The following is a 19,322-nucleotide window of genomic DNA, read 5'->3' on the forward strand; positions in this document are numbered from 1 at the left end:
CGGTCAAAGTAGCCCTACTTTTAACCAACCCGAAAACCTATTTCTTGAACCCAATGGACACAAAGGAATTACTTAAGAAGGTACGTAAAATTGAGATAAAGACCCGGCGTCTTTCCGACCATATTTTTGGTGGGGAATACCATTCTACCTTTAAAGGCAGGGGTATGACCTTCAGTGAAGTGCGTCAGTACCAATTTGGGGATGATGTCAGGGCCATTGACTGGAACGTGACCGCCCGTTACAACGAACCCTTTGTAAAAGTCTTTGAGGAAGAACGTGAGCTCACCATGATGCTAATGGTGGATGTGAGTGGGTCGGAGCTTTTTGGAACTACCAACCAATTCAAAAAAGAGATCATTACCGAGATTTCTGCCACGCTGGCTTTCTCGGCCCTGCAGAACAATGATAAGGTAGGGGTGATTTTGTTCTCCGATGAGGTTGAGCTCTTTATCCCTCCCAAAAAAGGTAAAAGTCACGTGTTACGCATCATACGTGAATTGTTGGAGTTCACTCCAAAAAGCAGCGAGACCAATATTGCCGAAGCCTTAAAATTTCTCACTAACGTGATGAAGAAAAAAGCCATCGTTTTTGTGCTGTCGGACTTTATTGCCGATGATTATGACAATACCCTTCGCATAGTGGGGAACAAACACGATGTTACCGGCATCCGCGTCTTTGATGAACGGGAAGAAACCATTCCCAATCTGGGTATGGTCCAAATGATGGATGCTGAGACCGGAACCATGCAGTTGGTGAACACCCAATCCAAAAAAGTGCGAAATGCCTATGGCCAATTCCATAAAGACAAAGTCTCCTATTTCATGGATTCCTTTACCAAAAGTGGTTGTGGCGTGATCCATTGCAGGGTGGATGAAAGTTATGTACGAAAATTGTTGGGTTACTTTAAACGAAGAGGATAAATGCGAATGGAAAGGTTAAAATTGAAAGGTCAAAGTCATATAGCACCAATGGTGTTGATGACCCTCCTTTGCCTTTTTCTATTGCCCTTTGTGGGGTGGTCACAAACCGATTCCAAAATTTCCACTGATGTAGATACCCTTTCCATAAAAATTGGAGAGCAGATAAAATACACCATCACCGTGGAAACCGATTCCACTGATGTGGTCCATTTTCCAGAGGGACAGACCTTTTCTCCTTTGGAAACCGTGGAGGCCATCATTGGAGATACCCTCAAAAACAACAATAGGGTTATCCTCCAACGGATATATTCCCTTACCCAATTTGACAGTGGAGCCTACACTATCCCCCCGCAACGTATCGCGATCAACGAACAGCCTTTTTTCACGGACTCTTTCAATATAAAAGTGGCCGATGTGGCCGTGGACACCACCAAACAGAAAATGTACGACATCAAACCTTTGATGCAGGTGGAACGCAGTAACGCCGAGCTATGGAAAACTTTGCTATGGGTTCTATTGGGACTGCTTATTGTTGGTGGATTGGTATACTGGTTCTTCCTAAGGAAGAAACCCCTCACAGAGGAGGAAATAGTGGCCCTTTTGCCCCCTTATGATCGCGCCTTGTTGGAGTTGAAGAAATTGGAAAATTCCCGATACCTCATCCAGGACGAATACAAGAAATACTATTCCGAACTGACGGATATCGTTCGGTTGTATTTGGAGGACGAAGTACATGTTTCGGCCATGGAAAGTACCACCGGACAGTTGATGTCCAAACTTGAAATGTTGAAGGATGCCGGGGAGCTCAAATTGGACGATGAGACGCTGCATCAATTCCAAAATATTTTACAGACTGCCGATTTGGTGAAATTCGCCAAATCCAGACCCGCAACCGCGGAACAAGACCGAAAAATAGTGGAACAAATTGTGGTCAAGACCCACGACGCCCTCCCCGAGCCTACCGAGGAAGAGTTGTTGCTCAATGAAGAATACTTGGAAGAGCTTGCCAAGAAAAAACAACGCAAACGCATTTATTGGGCCGCGGCCATTTTTGCAGGACTGGTCTTTTTGGGAGCAGGAGCCTCCATTGCCTACTACGGTTTTAAACAAGTTAGGGACACCGTTTTTGGTTATCCCACCAAAGACCTTTTGGAAGGGGAATGGGTGTCCAGTTCGTACGGTTTTCCTCCAGTTGAACTGGAAACACCGGATGTACTGGTGCGCCAAGAGGTAAAATTGCCCCCTGAGGCTGAAGAATTGGTCAAGGAACTTCAATCGTTTTCCTACGGAAGTTATGTTGGTATCTTCTCCGTCTCGGCCAGTTCCGCCATTTATAAAGAAGAAAAAGACCCTGACTTTTCAGCAGCCGTTGGTGCTACCTTGGCCACATTTGAAGGGCTTGGACTTAAAAATATCATCACCAAACAAGAAGAGTTCACTACAAAATCCGGGGTAAAAGGCTTAAAGACCTTTGGCACCGGAACTGTTATGGGCCCAAGTGAAGATCAATCCAAAAAGGCCAAGTACACCATCCTTTCCTTTGGTGGAAAAGGCTTTATGCAGCAGGTAGTGATCACATGGGAAGATGGGGATGCCTATGCAGAGCAGATCGTGGACCGAATATTAAACACATTGGACGTAAAAACACAGGCATAGATGTTTGAGAATATAGAATTTGCAAATCCACAGTTTTTCTGGTTGCTTTTATTGCTTCCACTGGCTTTGCTATGGTATGTTTTCAAGCACAGAAACCAAACTGCTGCCTTGAGGATTTCAAGCATTAAAGGGTTTTCCGTAAGTAGTTGGACGTCTAAATTGAGACCTATCCTATTTGTAATGCGCCTTTTGGCCTTGGCTGCCATTATTACCGCTTTGGCCCGTCCACAAACCGAGGATATTTCCACCCGCACCAAGACCACCAAGGGCATAGACATTGTCATGGCCATAGACGTTTCTTCCAGTATGTTGGCCCGGGATTTAAAACCCAACAGGCTTTCGGCCTTGAAAGAAGTGGCTGCGGATTTCATAAAACAACGTCCCAACGATCGTATTGGTCTGGTGGGCTACGCGGGCGAAAGTTATACCAAAACACCCATTACCAGTGACAAAGCCATTGTGTTGAACGCCTTAAGGGAAATCACCTATGGTGAATTGGAAGACGGAACGGCCATTGGCATGGGATTGGCCACCTCTGTAAATCGATTGAAGGAGAGCAAGGCCATCAGTAAGGTCATCATCCTACTGACCGACGGCGTGAACAATTCTGGTTTTATTGAACCCCAAACCGCGGCGGATCTGGCTGTTGAATTTGGCATCAAGACCTACACCATTGGTCTGGGAACCAATGGAAATGCCCTTTCTCCCGTGGCCTATAACCCTGATGGCACTTTTCGCTATGGAATGCGCCAAGTGGAAATTGATGAGGAGTTGCTCAAGGAAATCGCACAGGTGACCGGTGGACAATATTTTAGGGCAACGGACAACGAGAAGTTGGAAGAGATCTATGATGAAATCAATAAGTTGGAAAAAACCGAAATAGAGGAGTTCAAATATTACAAGTACGAGGAAAAGTTCCGGCCATTGATTTTTTTGGCAGGTGTTTTGCTCCTATTGGAATGGACCTTGCGTAATTCCATATTTAAAAGCTTTATCTAGCATATGGTTCAGTTTGATGAAAAAACATACTTCTATCTCTTGGGCATTATTCCCGTAATGGTCCTGGCGTTCTTTTTTCTTCAAATTTGGAAAAAACGGACCCAACGTAGTTTTGCGGACAACAAATTGCTAAGGCGATTGGCACCCAATAAATCGAGTTTTAAATCGGCGGTGAAATTGGTTTTCCTTCTGGCCGGTTTATCCTTGCTCGTTTTGGGATTGGTAAACCCCAAAATCGGAACCAAAATGGAAACCGTGAAAAGGGAAGGTGTGGACATTGTTTTCGCAGTGGATGTATCCAAAAGTATGCTGGCGGAGGACATAGCCCCCAACCGATTGGAAAAGGCAAAGCGTTTGGTCTCGGAAATCATCAACCAATTGGCAAGTGACCGTATCGGCATCATTGCCTACGCCGGGCAAGCCTATCCACAGTTACCCATCACCACGGATTATGGAGCCGCCAAAATGTTCTTGCAGAGCATGAACACAGATATGCTGTCGTCCCAAGGAACCGCCATCGACGCAGCCATCGACTTGGCCACCACGTACTATGATGATTCTGAGCAGACCAACCGGGTGCTCTTTATTGTTTCCGATGGGGAAGACCATTCAGAAGGAAATACCACCAACGCGGTGGAAAGTGCCGTTCAAAATGGCATCCGTGTATTCACCATTGGGGTGGGAAAACCCAAAGGGGCCCCCATTCCCATCAAAAGAAATGGTGTGGTGGAAAGCTTAAAAAAAGACAATCAAGGTGAAGTGGTCATTACCAAACTTAATGAAGCCATCTTGGCGGAAGTTGCGGATCGTGGTAATGGGGAATATATTGATGGCTCCAACACGGAACAAGCCGTGGAGTACATCAAGGAACTCTTGAACCAGATGGATAAAACAGAATTTGAGGCCACACAATTTGCCGAATACCAAGACCAGTTCCAATGGTTTCTTGGGGCGGCCTTTTTATTTCTATTTTTGGACATCTTCATTCTGGATAGAAAAACACAATGGTTAAAAAAACTAAATCTTTTCAATGAGCACGATGATGAATAAGATGAGATGGACGTTTGCCCTGGTACTTTGCACAGGCATTGCCTTGGCCCAGGACGGAATAGAAGCGGAAAAAGTTGCCGAAAAGGCACTGAAGAACTCAACCAACCTTACTTATGAGGCCAATGAGGAGCTTTCTTCCAATGATTTTGTAACTGCGGAAGCCAATTACCGAAGGGCCATTTCAAAGAGCGAAAAGAATGTGGCCGCTCCCTTCAATTTGGGAAATGCCTATTACAATCGGGAAAGCTTTGGAGAAGCTTTTGGCCGTTATAAGCAAGCTGGCGAAACTGCGGAAGACAAACCTGAAAAGCATAAGGCCTTTCACAACATGGGCAATGTGTTCATGAAGAACAAGGAATACGAAAAGGCCGTCGAAGCCTACAAGGAAGCCTTGCGGAGTAATCCGAATGACGATGAGACCCGTTACAATTTGGCCTTGGCCAAAAAGATGTTGGAGAAACAGCAAGACGAACAACAAAACGACCAGAACCAGGATAATCAGGACAAGCAGGATCAGCAAGACCAAAACCAGGATCAGAACCAAGACCAAAACAACGAAGGGGACAACGATAAGCAGGACGAAGGAAAGCAAAACGAAGACGAGGACAAGGACGAGGGCGATCAAGGCGATAACGGTAATGACAAGCCTGAGGAAAATCAAGAGGGGGACGGCGACAAGAAAAAGGAGCAGGAGAAAAAACCCAATCAAGGAGATCAGCCTGAGGACCAAAAACAACAACCACGACCCAATCAGCTATCCGAACAACAGATTCAAAACCTTTTAGAGGCCATGCAGAACGAGGAGAAAAAGGTTCAGGAGAAGATGGAGGAAAGAAAAGTAAGGGGCAAGAAAATCAAAAACGAAAAAGACTGGTAATGTATAGGTTGAGGGGCAAAATTTTACTTTTTACCATCATCTCCCTTTTTGTAGGGATATCTTCCTATGCCCAAGATGAAGAGGTTACGTTTCAAATGAACCTCAGCAAGGAAAAGTTGGGTATCAACGAGCGACTTAGGGTAGAGTTCAGTATGAACAAGGACGGGGATAATTTCAATCCGCCTCCCTTTGAAGGCTTCAAGGTGGTCATGGGTCCTTCACAATCCATAAGTTCATCATGGGTCAATGGAAAGCGAAGCTTTTCAAAAACCTATTCCTATATTTTGGTCCCTACGGCAAGAGGAAACTTTACCATCAAGCAGGCCACTATTGATATTGGGGGAGAGACCTACAAAACCCTTCCCAAAACTGTTGAGGTTACCGCTGCCGTGGACAAACCCAGTGACCAAAAAACCGTGGATGACGTAGCCGACGAGAGTCTACACTTGGTGGCCGAAGTTTCCAAAGGAAATCCTTATCTCAATGAGGCGGTGACCGTGATTTACAAGCTCTATGTAAGTCCGGATATCAGTGTTACCAACTATCGCCCTTTGGACAATCCTACGTACAACAATTTTTGGAGTCAGGACATTCCCGTGACCCGACACACGGCCCAGAACGGCACTTATGAAGGAAAGCCCTATCGCTACGTAGTGTTGAAAAGAGTGGTACTATATCCCCAAAAAGCAGGTAAATTGGATATTGAGCCTCTTTCCTTGGAAATCTTTGTGGACGTACCCACCAACCGAAGGGATTTCTTTGGCGGACGCATCTACACCCAGACCAGTAAAACGGTTTCGGCGGGAAAAAGAACCATCAACGTAAAATCGCTTCCTGAGGCGGGAAAACCGGCGAATTTTGGAGGTGCTGTGGGTGATTTCGAGTTTTCAGTGACCGCAACCAAAAAACAACTCAACGCTTCCGAGTCGTTACAGGCCATCGTAGAAGTTTCTGGTAAGGGCAACCTGAAACTCTTTCAACTTCCTGAGCCCGAGCTGCCAAGTGCCCTTGAAGTCTATGACCCTGAGCATGAAGAAAATATACAAACCTATAGTTCCGGAATGGAAGGGAAGGTTTCCAATAATTACACCATTGTTCCCTCATTTCGGGGAAAATATCCCATCCCCAGTATTTCTTTCAGCTATTTCAACCCAAGTACGGCAAAGTACGTCACCCTTAATTCGGAAGAAATCAATATCGAGGTCTTGGAAGGACCTACCAGTGCTTCGGCAAACGATGCCGCAGGAACCAACACCAGCAAGCAATTGGTGGTGCCAACGGGAAAACAGTTCCATTTTATAAAGATCAATCCCAACCTCAGTCCTATTGGCGTCAACTATTTTTTTGGCTCCAATACGTTTTATCTCTTGCTGTTCGGTCCCTTGTTGTTGATTCCGATTGCCATCTTTTCTTTTAAGAAAAGAGAGGCCATTGCACAGGATGTGGTTGGAAACAAAATAAAGAAAGCCAATAAATTGGCCAGAAAATACCTCTCCACGGCCAAAAAGGAACTGGGCAACAAAGAAGCCTTTTATGTGGCTTTGGAAAAAGGATTACATAACTATCTAAAAGCCAAACTAAAAATCGAGACCTCTGAATTCAGCAAGGAAAAAATCACTTCCATCCTGTTGGACAAAAAAGTGGACCCTGTAGATGTTGACGGCTTTATTGATTTACTAAAAAGTTGTGAAATGGCCCGTTACAGTCCCTTTTCAGATGTGCAGATGCAGAATGATTATGAAAAAGCCAGTACGGTAATCTCTAATTTGGACAAACAGTTATGAGTATAAAAAAATTCGTTCTTTACCTCTGTTTCCTTTCATTTTCCTTTGGGTTCTCCCAAGGCAAGGCCCTGTTTGAGCAGGCCACCGAACTGTACAACAAAGGGGAATACTCCAAGGCCATTGAAAATTACGATCAAATCCTAAAGAACGGGGAGCATTCCGCCCAACTTTACTTTAACATGGGCAATTGCTATTATAAGCTCAACGCCATTGGACCTAGCATCTATTATTATGAAAAAGCCTTGTTGCTGGATCCCAATGACGATGAAATCCTGAACAATTTGGGCTATGCCCAAAACATGAGGTTGGACGCCATAGAAAATATGCCCAAAACAGAAATAGCCCAATTCTACGAAAGTGTGGTAAGCTTATTTTCCTTTGATCAATGGGCCTATTTGGCCATTGCTTTCATCATTCTTTTCGTTCTGGGTTATTTAGCCTATTTTTTTCTTCGCTTTGCCAATCAAAAACGATTGGCCTTCATTGTGGGCATCTTTGCATTGGCCCTAGGAGTCCTGTCGGTTCTTATGGCCTACTTACAACGCCAGGAATTCAAAAAGGATAACCCTGCCATTGTTTTCAGTAAAGAAGTTAGGGTATCCTCTGAACCCAATAACAACAGTGAAATAGTCTTTACCCTTCACGAAGGTACCAAAGTGAATGTTCTGGACCAATTGGACGATTGGAAGAAAATCCGGATTTCAGATGGGCAGACAGGATGGTTGTTGGGCAACGACATTAAGCTGTTGAAGGACTTTTAAACATTATTTAACAAAAAATATCCCCCATCCTTTTATTTTTGCAAAAAAGAGTATAGTGCTAAGACTGTTGGCTTTTCCTTTTGTCTCGGTGATGTTGGTCATGATTCTCATGACCTCTCCCCTTGTTCCCTTTTTGGGAAAGGAGTACTGTACCGCAATAATTCTTGGTTCTTCCGAGGAGGAAAACAACAGCAACGAAACAACAGGCAGCAAGAGTTTTGAAAGCAAGTATTTTTTGCTTCGGAATTTTTTTCCTGTGGATACTTACCTTAATCAGGAACAGGACTTTAATTCTCTAGGGTATATGTTTCCCGTATTGGATTATACTGTTGAAATTCTTGACCCCCCTCCCAGAAGATTGGTTTAATTCTCCGGAAAACACATCAACAATCAATTTCTAACTGTCTTCAGCATGCCTTAAATTCTGAAGGCAACTTTATCTTTATTATTATGTTCAAGTATATTAAAAATGACTTGCCAGCCAGTATTGTGGTCTTTTTTGTGGCTCTTCCCCTTTGTTTGGGAATTGCACTGGCCAGTGGCGCCCCTCTTTTTTCAGGTCTTATTGCTGGAATTATCGGGGGTATTGTTGTGGGGGCACTAAGTGGCTCACACATTGGCGTAAGTGGTCCTGCAGCTGGTCTTGCGGCTATTGTATTGACCGCCATAGGCACCCTGGGAGGTTACGAAAATTTCTTGGTGGCCGTAGTTTTGGGAGGTATCATCCAAATGGTATTTGGAATGCTAAAAGCAGGGGTCATTGCCTATTATTTTCCATCATCCGTAATCAAAGGAATGCTGACGGGAATCGGAATCATCATCATTTTAAAACAGATTCCACACTTTTTTGGATACGATGCCGATCCGGAAGGGGATTGGGCATTCTTTCAGGTGGATGGGGAAAACACATTCAGTGAAATTCTCAACGCGGTTAACTTTATCAGTCCCGGTGCCACCTTGATTGCCATAGTGGCCCTGGCCATCCTTATTCTTTGGGATAGGGTCCTAAGTAAAAAATCCAAGGTTTTCCAATTGGTCCAAGGGCCTCTAGTAGCCGTGGTTTTGGGAATCCTTTATTTTTCATTTACCTCAGGCGATGCCCAATGGGGTATTTCCGCCGAGCATTTGGTAAGTGTTCCAATTCCAGATGGCTTGGAGTCTTTTGCAGGCTTGTTCAGTTTTCCCAATTTCTCGGCCATAACCAATCCCGAAGTATGGATCACAGCCTTTACCATTGCATTGGTGGCCAGTCTGGAAACTTTGCTTTGTGTTGAAGCCACGGATAAGCTAGATCCACACAAACGGGTAACCCCAACCAATAGGGAATTGCTTGCCCAAGGGGTAGGGAACAGCCTTGCTGGGTTGGTCGGTGGACTTCCCGTGACCCAAGTAATTGTTCGTAGTTCGGCCAATATTCAATCTGGCGGTAGAACAAAGGCTTCGGCCATTATCCATGGGTTTTTATTGTTGGCCTCGGTAATCCTGATTCCCAAACTTCTCAACATGATTCCTTTGTCTGTCTTGGCAGCCATCCTCTTTGTTGTAGGATATAAATTGGCAAAACCAAGCCTTTTCAAGACCATGTACAATTCTGGATGGAAGCAGTTTGTTCCCTTCGTGGTAACCGTGGTTGGAATTGTTTTCACCGATCTATTGATCGGAATTTCACTAGGTTTGGGGGTTGGAATTGTGGTCATCCTCATAAAGAGTTACCAAAACTCCCATTTCCTTCATATAGAGGACAAGAGCAATGGGGTCCACAAAATAAAAATGACCTTGGCCGAAGAAGTTACCTTTATCAATAAAGGAGCCATTTTAAAAGAGTTGGATCGACTTCCTGAAAATTCCTATCTTGAATTGGATGTTAGAAAAACACGGTTCTTGGACAATGACATTGTTGAGATTTTGGAGGACTTCTCGAGTAAGGCAAAAACGCGGAAAATAGACATTAAGATCATTTCCGAGAGAGGGGTTGTTGAAAACCCAAAAAGTTATATTGAATTTTTTAATCTAAGACCGAAAAAAACGGCATAGCCATAGTACTATGAAAGCACACACAAAAGAAACACAGGCCACCATGACGCCCAAGAAAGCACTGGAATTCCTCCAAGAGGGGAATGAGCGTTTTCAAAAAAACCTAAAGGCCAATAGAAACCTTCTCCAACAAGTAAACGAAACCAAGGATGGACAATTCCCTTTTGCCACCATCCTTAGCTGTATTGACTCAAGAGTCTCTGCGGAATTGGTATTTGACCAAGGTCTTGGAGATATCTTCAGCGTTAGAATCGCTGGGAATTTTGTCAATGAGGATATTCTTGGAAGTATGGAGTTTGCCTGTAAACTGGCTGGCACCAAACTACTTGTTGTTCTTGGACATACCAGCTGTGGAGCGGTAAAAGGCGCTTGTGATCATGCGCGCTTGGGGAACCTCACCACGTTGATCAATAAAATTGAACCTGCGGTCGAAGCCGTCTCAGAACCAAAAGATGAATCTTTGAGAAACTCCAAAAACTTGGATTTTGTGGACGCCGTTGCCGTTAAGAATGTGGAGTTGACTTTGGATAATATCAGACAACAAAGCCCCATCTTAAAAGAAATGGAGGAAAAGGGAGAAATCGCCATTGTAGGTGCCATGTATGATCTTTCAGATGGAAAAGTCTCCTTCTTATAACAAGATTTGAACCAGATAGTTAAAAGGCCGGTGATCTTCCAATCATCGGCTTTTTTGTTTTCCAAAATTACTATCTTAATGCTCTATTATCTAATCCCGCCGCTATATGTTCAAACACGTAAGAGGAGACCTTTTTGGTGGAATTACCGCGGGAATTGTGGCACTCCCTTTGGCCCTTGCCTTTGGAGTAAGTTCAGGGCTTGGCCCAAGTGCGGGATTGTACGGTGCCATTTTCATAAGCTTTTTTGCCGCCCTCTTTGGTGGAACCAACACCCAGATTTCCGGTCCAACAGCTCCAATGACCGCAGTGAGTATGGTGGTCATTGCCGGTATTGTTGCCGTTAATGACGGAGATATCAACAAAGCGCTACCGGCCATACTGACGATTTTTCTTTTGGCAGGCATCATACAGATTGGATTGGGACTCGTTGGTCTGGGAAAATATATCAAATACATCCCCTATCCTGTGGTCTCGGGCTTTATGACCGCCATTGGGGTAATTATATTGGTCACACAAATATTGCCTGCCGTGGGCTATTATCCCAAAGAAGACGCGCAGTATGTGAACCAATATGTAGCTGAAGCCGAGGAGAAAATATTGGAAAACATACTCCGGGAAGAGGCTGGTGAAGGCATTTTGGTCCTAGAAGATTTTGAAGAAACCATAAAAAGGGCACACGCCATCACCGAGGCAGATATGCTGAAGGAAGCCCGTACCCTAGCCGCCAAGGATGCTTCAGGGGTGTTGGGAACTTTCAAGGTGTTGCCCAGAGCTGTTCGCAACATCAACTGGATGGAATTGGGGCTGGCCTTGGTCACCATTTTCATCATTTACGGTTTTAAACGTATTACCACTGCAATTCCCAGCACTTTGGTAGCCTTGGTGACAGTTTCAGGGGTTGCATTTGGTTTTGGGTTGGATTATCGTCCCATTGAGCAAATCCCAAGTGGCCTCCCCATTCCCAATCTGGAAATATTTACCAACTTCAATTTAAGTACCATCACGCCCTATATATTCACAGCATTGACCCTTGCTTTGCTTGGGGCGATAGATTCTTTGCTCACCTCCGTGGTGGCCGATAATATGACCCAAACCAAGCACAAACCCAACAAAGAATTGGTAGGGCAAGGCATTGGCAATAGTATTGCGGCCCTATTTGGAGGAATTCCCGGTGCCGGAGCAACCATACGGACCGTGGTCAATATCAATTCTGGAGGTAAGACCAGACTTTCGGGTATGGTTGCCGGAGTGCTCTTACTTATTGTCTTGCTTGCCCTTGGACCTGTGGCCTCACAAATACCGGCAGCAGTATTGGCCGGTATCTTGGTCACTGTAGGTATCGGCGTGATGGATTATAGAGGTCTAAAAGCAATTCCCCATCTTCCCAAGGATATCAAGTTGGGACCATTGAAATTGAGTTCGGAGGTAATCATTATGTTGGTGGTGATGGTCCTTTCCTCCATTTGGAACCTGGTATATGCCGTAGGTATTGGTTTAGTAATTGCATCATTGATGTTCATGAAAAAAATCGGCGATATAACCGCCCAAAGGTCCGATGTGAAACCCCTTCGGGAAGAAACATGGTCCGATGAAAAAAATCTGCCTGAGAATATTAAGGAAGAAATCTTTATCAAACATATAAAAGGTCCTCTCTTTTTTGGTTCAACCACTGAGTTTCAACAATTGGCCTCACAAATTCCGGATACCGCCTCTACCGTGGTCATTAGAATGGGGCGTATGCAGTATATGGACCAATCCGGCCTATATGCCATGGAAGATGTCCTACAGGATTTGAAACGAAAGAATGTTATGGTGCTCTTGGTGGGAATACTGGACCAACCCAAATATATGATGGAACGGATTGATATCATCCCCGGACTCATCCCCCAGGAACATATTTTTGAATCCTTTAAATCGTGTATGAATTGGGTGGGGCAAAGCTCCAAAAACAGCAATCCGTAATCCTGAATTTTTGATAAACCCATGCCTTTTCTAAAATTTCCAAACGATTCCGGCCCCATTTACTTGGAAACCCTGGATGGTAGATGGCCTGTGGAGCCCTTCAATACCTATAGCAATTTGATCTTCTTATTCATTATTCTATACTGGGGCATACGGGTCTACAGAAATCCCAAGGCACATCTCTTTTTGGCCGGGGTACTTCCGGTAATCGCCATCAGTTATATTGGAGGTACCATCTACCACGCTACAAGGAATCATGAATTCTGGCTTCGGTTGGACTGGATGCCCATTATGCTTTTGTGTGCTGCCTTGGTCATCTACTTTATTTTCAAAGTGGTCGGAGGTTGGTGGCAACGACTTCTGCTTATTTTTCTGCTCTTGGGAACCTCTTATATGCTGCGTATTCTGCCCATTCCCAATGGATGGCGGATTTCATTGGGCTACGTGATCACGGCAGGCACCATTCTATTGCCTTTGGTTGGCTACCTCATTAAAACCCAAGGTAAAAATGTCATTTTGGTCATTACAGCCTTTGCCATTTTTGCAGTCGCCATTTTATTCAGGACCATAGACAAGAGTCAATCTTTTTTTCCAATGGGCACGCATTGGCTATGGCATTTTTTTGGCGGTATTGCAGTACATTTTCTTATTGCCTACATATTCAAGGACAATTTGCTAAATTTGTCGGCCAATACTGCCAGTAAAAATGATTGAGACCATAAAGGAACACTTGGCTGAAGTAGAAAAATTCACTTCAACCTCAACAGAAGAGATAGAGAATTTCCGAATCAAGTATTTGGGAAAAAAAGGCCTTTTGAACAGTTTCTTCGCCGAGTTCAAAAATGTTCCCAATGAGGAAAAGAAAGAGTTTGGGCAGGTCATCAATCAATTGAAAAATTCAGCAACGGAAAAAGTCAACGAGCTTAAGGCGGCCCTTGAGAACCAGGCCGAGACCGTTGGCAAGTTCGGGGACTTGACCCGTCCTGGGGAGCCCATAGAAATTGGGGCCAGACATCCTATTTCCATAGTAAAAAACCAAATCATCGATATTTTCTCCAGAATCGGATTCAATGTTTCGGAAGGCCCTGAAATAGAGGATGATTGGCACAACTTTACGGCATTGAACCTGCCAGAGTACCATCCTGCCAGGGACATGCAGGACACTTTCTTTATCCAGACCGACCCGGATATCCTGTTGCGTACCCATACCTCATCCGTACAGGTTAGGTATATGGAAAGCAACCAACCGCCCATTAGAACCATTTCCCCCGGAAGGGTATATCGAAATGAGGCCATTTCTGCCCGTTCGCACTGTTTTTTCCATCAGGTGGAAGGATTATATGTAGACAAAAATGTATCCTTTGCCGATTTGAAACAAACCTTGCAGTACTTTACTTCGGAGATGTTCGGAAAATCTAAAATCCGACTAAGACCCTCCTATTTCCCATTCACCGAACCCAGTGCCGAGGTGGATGTATACTGGGGACTTGAAACTGAAACGGATTACCGTATGACCAAGGGTACCGGTTGGTTGGAAATCATGGGGTGCGGCATGGTGGACCCCAATGTACTGCGCAATTGCGGTATAGATTCCGAAGTATATTCTGGATTTGCCTTTGGTATGGGAATAGATCGTATTGCCCTTTTATTGCATCAAATCTCCGACATTCGGTTGTTAAGTGAGAACGATGTACGATTCTTGGAACAGTTCAAAAGCGCCCTTTAACCCTTTTATTTTCAATGTGTTGATGATATAACTCATCTCTTGATGGTTTTTTAACACAAGTTTAAGTTCGTTTAGTTTGGTACCTTCCGAACCAACTGTAATTTTGCGGCTTCAAATCCATTTTATGGTAACTGCAAATCAACAACTTATAGAAACATTAGGGGTTCATCTGGAAGGGGAGTACAATTTACCTCCTCTAGCTGCTAGAATCTATGCCATACTTATTTTAACGGATGAAGATGGACTTACTTTTGAAGACTGTCTGGAAAAAAGAGGGGCCAGTAAAAGCTCAACCTCAACCTCATTGAACCTTCTCCTTAACATGGGGATTATCACCTACTTTACAAAGCCTGGCGATAGAAGGCGTTATTTCTCCATTGCCAAACAGAAAACCTTTTTTCTTGCCAAACTCCAGGAAAACCTCAAGCGGGTAGAGAAGGAAAAGGCCATCATCACCCTAGTCTTGGATTATCACAAAAAAAGTAGCCCAAAGAAATTCAAGGAGGGACAGGAAAGAACCCATATCTATTTGGACTATATGAACAAAAATGAAGCGCTTCTAACAGAGTCCATTGAGAAGCTTAAAAAAATTTTAGACTAAAAATGTTTACCCAACTATTCAAAAACCTTAACACCAGAAATAAAGTCATGAAAACAACGCATATAGCCTTAACCCTAGTGACTGCTTTGATCCTGTCCTCTTGTGGGGAAAAAGCCCAGCAACGAACCGCGCCACCTCCACCAACCTTAAAGGTGGGCAATCTTAAAAAACAAGACATTACCATTTATAAGGTCTATGCCACTTCCATGGAAGGCAAGCAAAATGTTGAGATCTGGCCTAAGGTTTCAGGGTTCGTACAAAACATTTATGTGGAAGAAGGACAACAGGTAAAGAAAGGACAGTTATTGTTCAAACTGGAAACACAAACGCTTTCCCAAGATGCGCAAGCAGCCAAAGCTGCAGTAAATGTGGCCCAAGTTGAAGTAGATAAACTGGTTCCGTTGGTTGAGAAAAATATTATCAGCCAAGTACAATTGGAAACTGCCAAAGCCCAATTGGAGCAGGCAAAAAGCAACTACAGCAGCATTGCCGCCAATATTGGCTACTCCAATATTGTGAGTCCCGTAAATGGTTACATTGGCGAGATTCCATACAAAGTAGGGGCTTTGGTCAGCAGCACCATGGGCGAACCATTGACCGTGGTTTCCGATATAAGCGGTATTCGTGCCTATTTTTCCATGACCGAAAAGGAGCTACTGGAGATGAAAAGCGAGATGACAGATGACGGCTCACAAGTTTCGGCCAAAAATACGCCCGAAGTGGAATTGGTGATGATCAATGGCGAGACCTATCCACAAAAAGGAAAGATTGCAATGGTGAACAATATCATCAATCCAACTACCGGAAGCGTAACCCTAAGGGCTGATTTTGACAATCCCAGTTTGTTGTTGAGTTCAGGAAGTACTGGAACCATTAAGGTTCCATCGACCTACGAAGATGTCTTTGTCATCTCCCAATTTGTTACCGTGGATCTACAGGGCACCAAAATGGTGTATGTGTTGAATGATGACAATACGGTGAAAACCGTTCCCTTGAACATCGTGGCTCAAACGGACAAGGAGTTTATCGTAGAGGAAGGTTTGGAAGAAGGAAGTACCATCGTTACCGAAGGTGTATCCAAACTTAAGGATGGACAGACCATCAATCCAGTAAAACAATAATTACCATCAATCATTTATAGAACGAATTATATATGTTCCAAAAATTTATAGATCGTCCTGTACTCTCCACAGTAATATCCGTGATCATTGTGATCTTGGGTATTCTTGGGTTGAGTACATTGCCCGTAGAACAATATCCGGAGATTGCCCCTCCAACGGTACAGGTAAACGCCAACTATACCGGCGCCAACGCTGAAACGGTACTCAAAAGTGTGGTTATTCCATTGGAAGAGCAAATCAACGGTGTGGAGGGCATGACCTACATGACCTCCTCCGCCAGTAACGATGGTACGGCCAATATCAGTGTGTTTTTCGAATTAGGGGTTGACCCGGATATCGCGGCAGTAAACGTACAGAACCGGGTGGCAAGGGCCAATAGTTTATTACCACAAGAAGTTATAAACACAGGGGTTACCACCCAAAAAGCTCAGAACAGTGCCTTGCTGTTCTTCTCCATTTATTCCGAAAATAAGGATTACGATGCCACTTTTGTGGAGAACTATGCCAAAATCAACCTTGTGCCCCAATTACAACGGATCAAAGGGGTAGGTAACGTAAACGTGTTCGGATCCAAGGATTATTCCATGCGTATCTGGATTTCTCCCGATAAAATGGCCGCCTATAATTTGGTGCCCTCCGATATTCAAACCGCACTACGTGAGCAGAATACCGAGGCGGCAACAGGTAAGATCGGGGAGAACGCCGATGGTATTTTTGAATATGTAATGAAGTACAAAGGACGTTTGTCCGAAGTAAAGGAATACGAAAACATTATTCTTAGAACGACGGACGACGGTGGTTTCCTTCGCCTAAAAGATGTGGCCGAAATAGAGCTTGGTGCCTTGAGCTACGTAAGGAAAAACTCCGGTATGGGAAATCCTGGTGTTGCTGTGGGTGTTTACCAAACTTCTGGTTCCAATGCCAAGGATATCATTGACGAGATTGAAACCATTCTGGAGGAATCAAAAGTGGATTTCCCCAAAGGTTTGGATTATGTAATCCCATTTAACTCCAAAGACTTTTTGGACGCTTCCATTGATCACGTTGTAAAGACTTTGATTGAGGCATTCATTTTGGTATTTATAGTTGTGTTCCTGTTCCTTCAGGATTTCAGGTCCACTTTAATTCCAGCCATTGCGGTTCCTGTGGCTATTGTGGGTACTTTTTTCTTCCTGCAATTGTTCGGGTATTCCATCAACATGTTGACCCTTTTCGCCATGATCTTGGCCATTGGTATTGTGGTGGATGATGCCATTGTGGTGGTCGAGGCTGTACATGCTAAATTGGAAGAAGGGGCAGATTCGGCTAAAACCGCCACCAAGAACGCCATGAGCGAAATTTCGGGAGCCATTATCTCCATTACCTTGGTGATGTCAGCGGTATTTATCCCTGTTTCCTTTATCCAAGGTTCCTCGGGGGTTTTCTATCAACAATTTGGTATTACCCTAGCGGTGGCTATTTTAATTTCGGCCGTGAACGCTTTAACTCTGAGTCCTGCGCTGGCGGCATTGTTCTTAAAGCCTCATGACCATGAAAAGGGCCAAAAGTCGAATTTCTTGGCCCGATTCTTTAGGGCATTCAACGTTGGCTTTACCGCCATGACCAATAAGTACACCAACACCATTGGCACCTTGGTGAAACGTAAATGGATAACCCTTGCCCTTCTAGTGGGCTTTAGTGTGATTGCCATTTTCCTTTTCCGCTCCACCCCATCAGGCTTTGTGCCCGATGAGGACCGTGGAATGATCTTTGCCAACGTGAGCATGCCTCCTGGTACAACCATTGAAAAAACAGAGGAGACTATCATGAAGTTGGATTCCATTTATGAGTCCATGGATGTAATCGATGCCCGGATGAGTGTGGCTGGTTTCAGTTTGTTGAACCGGGTGAGTGCTGGGTCTTATGCGTTCTCTATCATGAAATTGAAAGACTGGAGCGAAAGGGATGCGGATTCCCTATCAGTAAGTGCCACTATGCAGCGTTTATATGGCATCACAGCAGGTTTCAATGATGCACAAATCATATACTTTACCCCTCCCAGTATCCAAGGATTTGGTACCAGTTCAGGTTTTGATGTTCAGCTTCAGAGCAAAACTGGCGAAGACTGGAATTCCATCAACGATGTGAAAAATCAATTTTTGGGAGCCTTAAATGCCAGACCTGAAATTCAATATGCCATTTCACAGTTCGATCCCGGTTTCCCTCAGTACGACTTGGATATTGATATGGAAAAAGTAAAAATGGCCGGGTTGACCGCCACTGACATATTCAACGCACTCCAGGGTTATTTTGGAGGCATTTATGCTACCGACTTCAACAAATTTGGTAAGCAATATCGTGTAATGATCCAGGCCAAACCTGAAGACCGTGCCAACGAAAACTCGTTGAACCATATTTTTGTCAGGAACGCCAGCGGGGAATCTGTTGCGGTAAGTCAGTTTGTGGACCTGAAAAAAATCTATGGCCCGGAAGTTGTGTCGCGTTTCAACCTTTTGAGTTCGGTGAGCATTACAGGGGTTCCTAATCCGGGATACTCTACGGGTGATGCCATTACTGCCATTGAGGAAGTGGCAGAACAAGTATTGCCCAACTCCTATACCTACGATTATTCTGGATTGACCCGGGAAGAAAGCAATGCGGGCTCACAGACCATCCTTATTTTTATTTTGAGCTTGGTGTTTGTTTACTTCTTGTTGAGTGCACAATATGAAAGTTACATTTTACCATTTTCCATATTGTTGTCGCTGCCGTTTGGTATCGCAGGAGCGATTCTTTTCATCAACGTAGCTGGTTTACAGAACAACATCTATTTCCAGATTGCATTGATCATGCTTATTGGTCTTTTGGCCAAAAATGCCATTTTGATCGTGGAGTTTGCCCTACAGCGTAGACGGGCGGGACTCTCATTGTTTGATGCTGCCGCAGACGGTGCACGGGCAAGGTTACGTCCAATTTTGATGACGTCTTTTGCCTTCATCTTCGGTCTATTGCCTTTGGCTCTTTCATCTGGTATTGGTGCGATAGGAAACCAATCCATTGGTGTGAGTGCCGTAGGCGGAATGTTGGTCGGAACCATTTTGGGAGTATTTGTCATACCAGTACTTTTTGTGGTGTTCCAGGCACTCCAGGAACGTATTTCAGGGAAGCCCGAAGTAATTCAAAATGAAAACAATGCCTAATTATCCTTTGATCG

16 protein-coding genes are annotated in these 19,322 nt (G+C 44.3%); all 16 read left to right on the plus strand.

Annotation, left to right across the window (positions count from 1 at the left end; genetic code table 11):
* Positions 1–53 precede the first annotated feature (53 nt).
* The 16 genes from F8C76_RS11615 (at position 54) to F8C76_RS11690 (ending at position 19,308) form a co-directional block, all read left to right on the plus strand.
* Entirely contained in the window at positions 54–920 is an 867-nt protein-coding gene (locus F8C76_RS11615; protein ID WP_152131865.1) for a DUF58 domain-containing protein, read from the plus strand.
* Positions 921–2,576, plus strand: coding sequence for a BatD family protein (locus F8C76_RS11620; RefSeq protein WP_152131866.1), 1,656 nt, complete (start codon positions 921–923; stop codon positions 2,574–2,576). It abuts the gene before it with no gap.
* Positions 2,577–3,575 carry a vWA domain-containing protein gene (locus tag F8C76_RS11625; protein ID WP_152131867.1) on the plus strand — a complete coding sequence of 333 codons (999 nt, stop codon included), beginning with the start codon at positions 2,577–2,579 and terminating at the stop codon, positions 3,573–3,575.
* 3 nt (positions 3,576–3,578) lie between these two features.
* A complete protein-coding gene (locus F8C76_RS11630) occupies positions 3,579–4,625 on the plus strand; it encodes a VWA domain-containing protein (protein ID WP_129653751.1) in 1,047 nt (348 codons plus the stop codon).
* Complete coding sequence (locus tag F8C76_RS11635) at positions 4,606–5,502, plus strand: tetratricopeptide repeat protein (RefSeq protein WP_249042408.1); 897 nt, start codon at positions 4,606–4,608, stop codon at positions 5,500–5,502. Before F8C76_RS11630 ends, F8C76_RS11635 begins: the two co-directional genes overlap by 20 nt.
* A complete protein-coding gene (locus tag F8C76_RS11640) occupies positions 5,502–7,286 on the plus strand; it encodes a BatD family protein (RefSeq protein ID WP_152131868.1) in 1,785 nt (594 codons plus the stop codon). Before F8C76_RS11635 ends, F8C76_RS11640 begins: the two co-directional genes overlap by 1 nt.
* On the plus strand, positions 7,283–8,047 hold the full coding sequence (locus tag F8C76_RS11645) for an SH3 domain-containing protein (RefSeq protein ID WP_152131869.1): 765 nt from the start codon (positions 7,283–7,285) through the stop codon (positions 8,045–8,047). Before F8C76_RS11640 ends, F8C76_RS11645 begins: the two co-directional genes overlap by 4 nt.
* A gap of 55 nt (positions 8,048–8,102) precedes the next feature.
* Complete coding sequence (locus tag F8C76_RS11650; protein ID WP_152131870.1) at positions 8,103–8,414, plus strand: hypothetical protein; 312 nt, start codon at positions 8,103–8,105, stop codon at positions 8,412–8,414.
* Between the two features lie 83 nt (positions 8,415–8,497).
* Entirely contained in the window at positions 8,498–10,081 is a 1,584-nt protein-coding gene (locus tag F8C76_RS11655) for a SulP family inorganic anion transporter (protein ID WP_152131871.1), read from the plus strand.
* A gap of 10 nt (positions 10,082–10,091) precedes the next feature.
* Positions 10,092–10,718, plus strand: a complete 627-nt coding sequence (locus tag F8C76_RS11660) for a carbonic anhydrase family protein (RefSeq protein ID WP_129653756.1) — start codon at positions 10,092–10,094, stop codon at positions 10,716–10,718.
* A 106-nt stretch (positions 10,719–10,824) separates the two neighbouring features.
* Positions 10,825–12,681 carry a SulP family inorganic anion transporter gene (locus F8C76_RS11665; protein ID WP_152131872.1) on the plus strand — a complete coding sequence of 619 codons (1,857 nt, stop codon included), beginning with the start codon at positions 10,825–10,827 and terminating at the stop codon, positions 12,679–12,681.
* Positions 12,682–12,702: 21 nt separating this feature from the next.
* Positions 12,703–13,395, plus strand: coding sequence for a hypothetical protein (locus F8C76_RS11670; RefSeq protein WP_152131873.1), 693 nt, complete (start codon positions 12,703–12,705; stop codon positions 13,393–13,395).
* Entirely contained in the window at positions 13,388–14,407 is a 1,020-nt protein-coding gene (pheS, locus tag F8C76_RS11675) for a phenylalanine--tRNA ligase subunit alpha (protein ID WP_152131874.1), read from the plus strand. The genes F8C76_RS11670 and pheS overlap by 8 nt, the downstream gene beginning before the upstream one ends.
* A 124-nt stretch (positions 14,408–14,531) precedes the next feature.
* Positions 14,532–15,008 (plus strand): GbsR/MarR family transcriptional regulator, encoded by a 477-nt coding sequence (locus F8C76_RS11680; protein WP_129653760.1) that lies wholly within the window; start codon positions 14,532–14,534, stop codon positions 15,006–15,008.
* A gap of 47 nt (positions 15,009–15,055) precedes the next feature.
* The gene (locus tag F8C76_RS11685) at positions 15,056–16,129 is read left to right on the plus strand and encodes an efflux RND transporter periplasmic adaptor subunit (protein WP_165357308.1); all 1,074 of its coding nucleotides are present in this window, start codon (positions 15,056–15,058) and stop codon (positions 16,127–16,129) included.
* A 32-nt stretch (positions 16,130–16,161) separates the two neighbouring features.
* A complete protein-coding gene (locus F8C76_RS11690; RefSeq protein ID WP_152131875.1) occupies positions 16,162–19,308 on the plus strand; it encodes an efflux RND transporter permease subunit in 3,147 nt (1,048 codons plus the stop codon).
* The last annotated feature ends 14 nt before the right edge of the window (positions 19,309–19,322 follow it).

The organism is Flagellimonas olearia, assembly GCF_009184425.1.
Lineage (GTDB): Bacteria > Bacteroidota > Bacteroidia > Flavobacteriales > Flavobacteriaceae > Flagellimonas > Flagellimonas olearia.

Bases quoted from the DNA above. Each gene is read 5' to 3' on its own strand.
- F8C76_RS11655 (WP_152131871.1), top strand. From the start codon at position 8,498: ATGTTCAAGTATATTAAAAATGACTTGCCAGCCAGTATTGTGGTCTTT.
- F8C76_RS11685 (WP_165357308.1), top strand. From the start codon at position 15,056: ATGAAAACAACGCATATAGCCTTAACCCTAGTGACTGCTTTGATCCTG.
- F8C76_RS11640 (WP_152131868.1), top strand. From the start codon at position 5,502: ATGTATAGGTTGAGGGGCAAAATTTTACTTTTTACCATCATCTCCCTT.
- F8C76_RS11665 (WP_152131872.1), top strand. From the start codon at position 10,825: ATGTTCAAACACGTAAGAGGAGACCTTTTTGGTGGAATTACCGCGGGA.
- F8C76_RS11630 (WP_129653751.1), top strand. From the start codon at position 3,579: ATGGTTCAGTTTGATGAAAAAACATACTTCTATCTCTTGGGCATTATT.
- F8C76_RS11635 (WP_249042408.1), top strand. From the start codon at position 4,606: ATGAGCACGATGATGAATAAGATGAGATGGACGTTTGCCCTGGTACTT.
- F8C76_RS11660 (WP_129653756.1), top strand. From the start codon at position 10,092: ATGAAAGCACACACAAAAGAAACACAGGCCACCATGACGCCCAAGAAA.
- F8C76_RS11690 (WP_152131875.1), top strand. From the start codon at position 16,162: ATGTTCCAAAAATTTATAGATCGTCCTGTACTCTCCACAGTAATATCC.
- F8C76_RS11620 (WP_152131866.1), top strand. From the start codon at position 921: ATGCGAATGGAAAGGTTAAAATTGAAAGGTCAAAGTCATATAGCACCA.
- pheS (WP_152131874.1), top strand. From the start codon at position 13,388: ATGATTGAGACCATAAAGGAACACTTGGCTGAAGTAGAAAAATTCACT.
- F8C76_RS11680 (WP_129653760.1), top strand. From the start codon at position 14,532: ATGGTAACTGCAAATCAACAACTTATAGAAACATTAGGGGTTCATCTG.
- F8C76_RS11670 (WP_152131873.1), top strand. From the start codon at position 12,703: ATGCCTTTTCTAAAATTTCCAAACGATTCCGGCCCCATTTACTTGGAA.
- F8C76_RS11645 (WP_152131869.1), top strand. From the start codon at position 7,283: ATGAGTATAAAAAAATTCGTTCTTTACCTCTGTTTCCTTTCATTTTCC.
- F8C76_RS11615 (WP_152131865.1), top strand. From the start codon at position 54: ATGGACACAAAGGAATTACTTAAGAAGGTACGTAAAATTGAGATAAAG.
- F8C76_RS11625 (WP_152131867.1), top strand. From the start codon at position 2,577: ATGTTTGAGAATATAGAATTTGCAAATCCACAGTTTTTCTGGTTGCTT.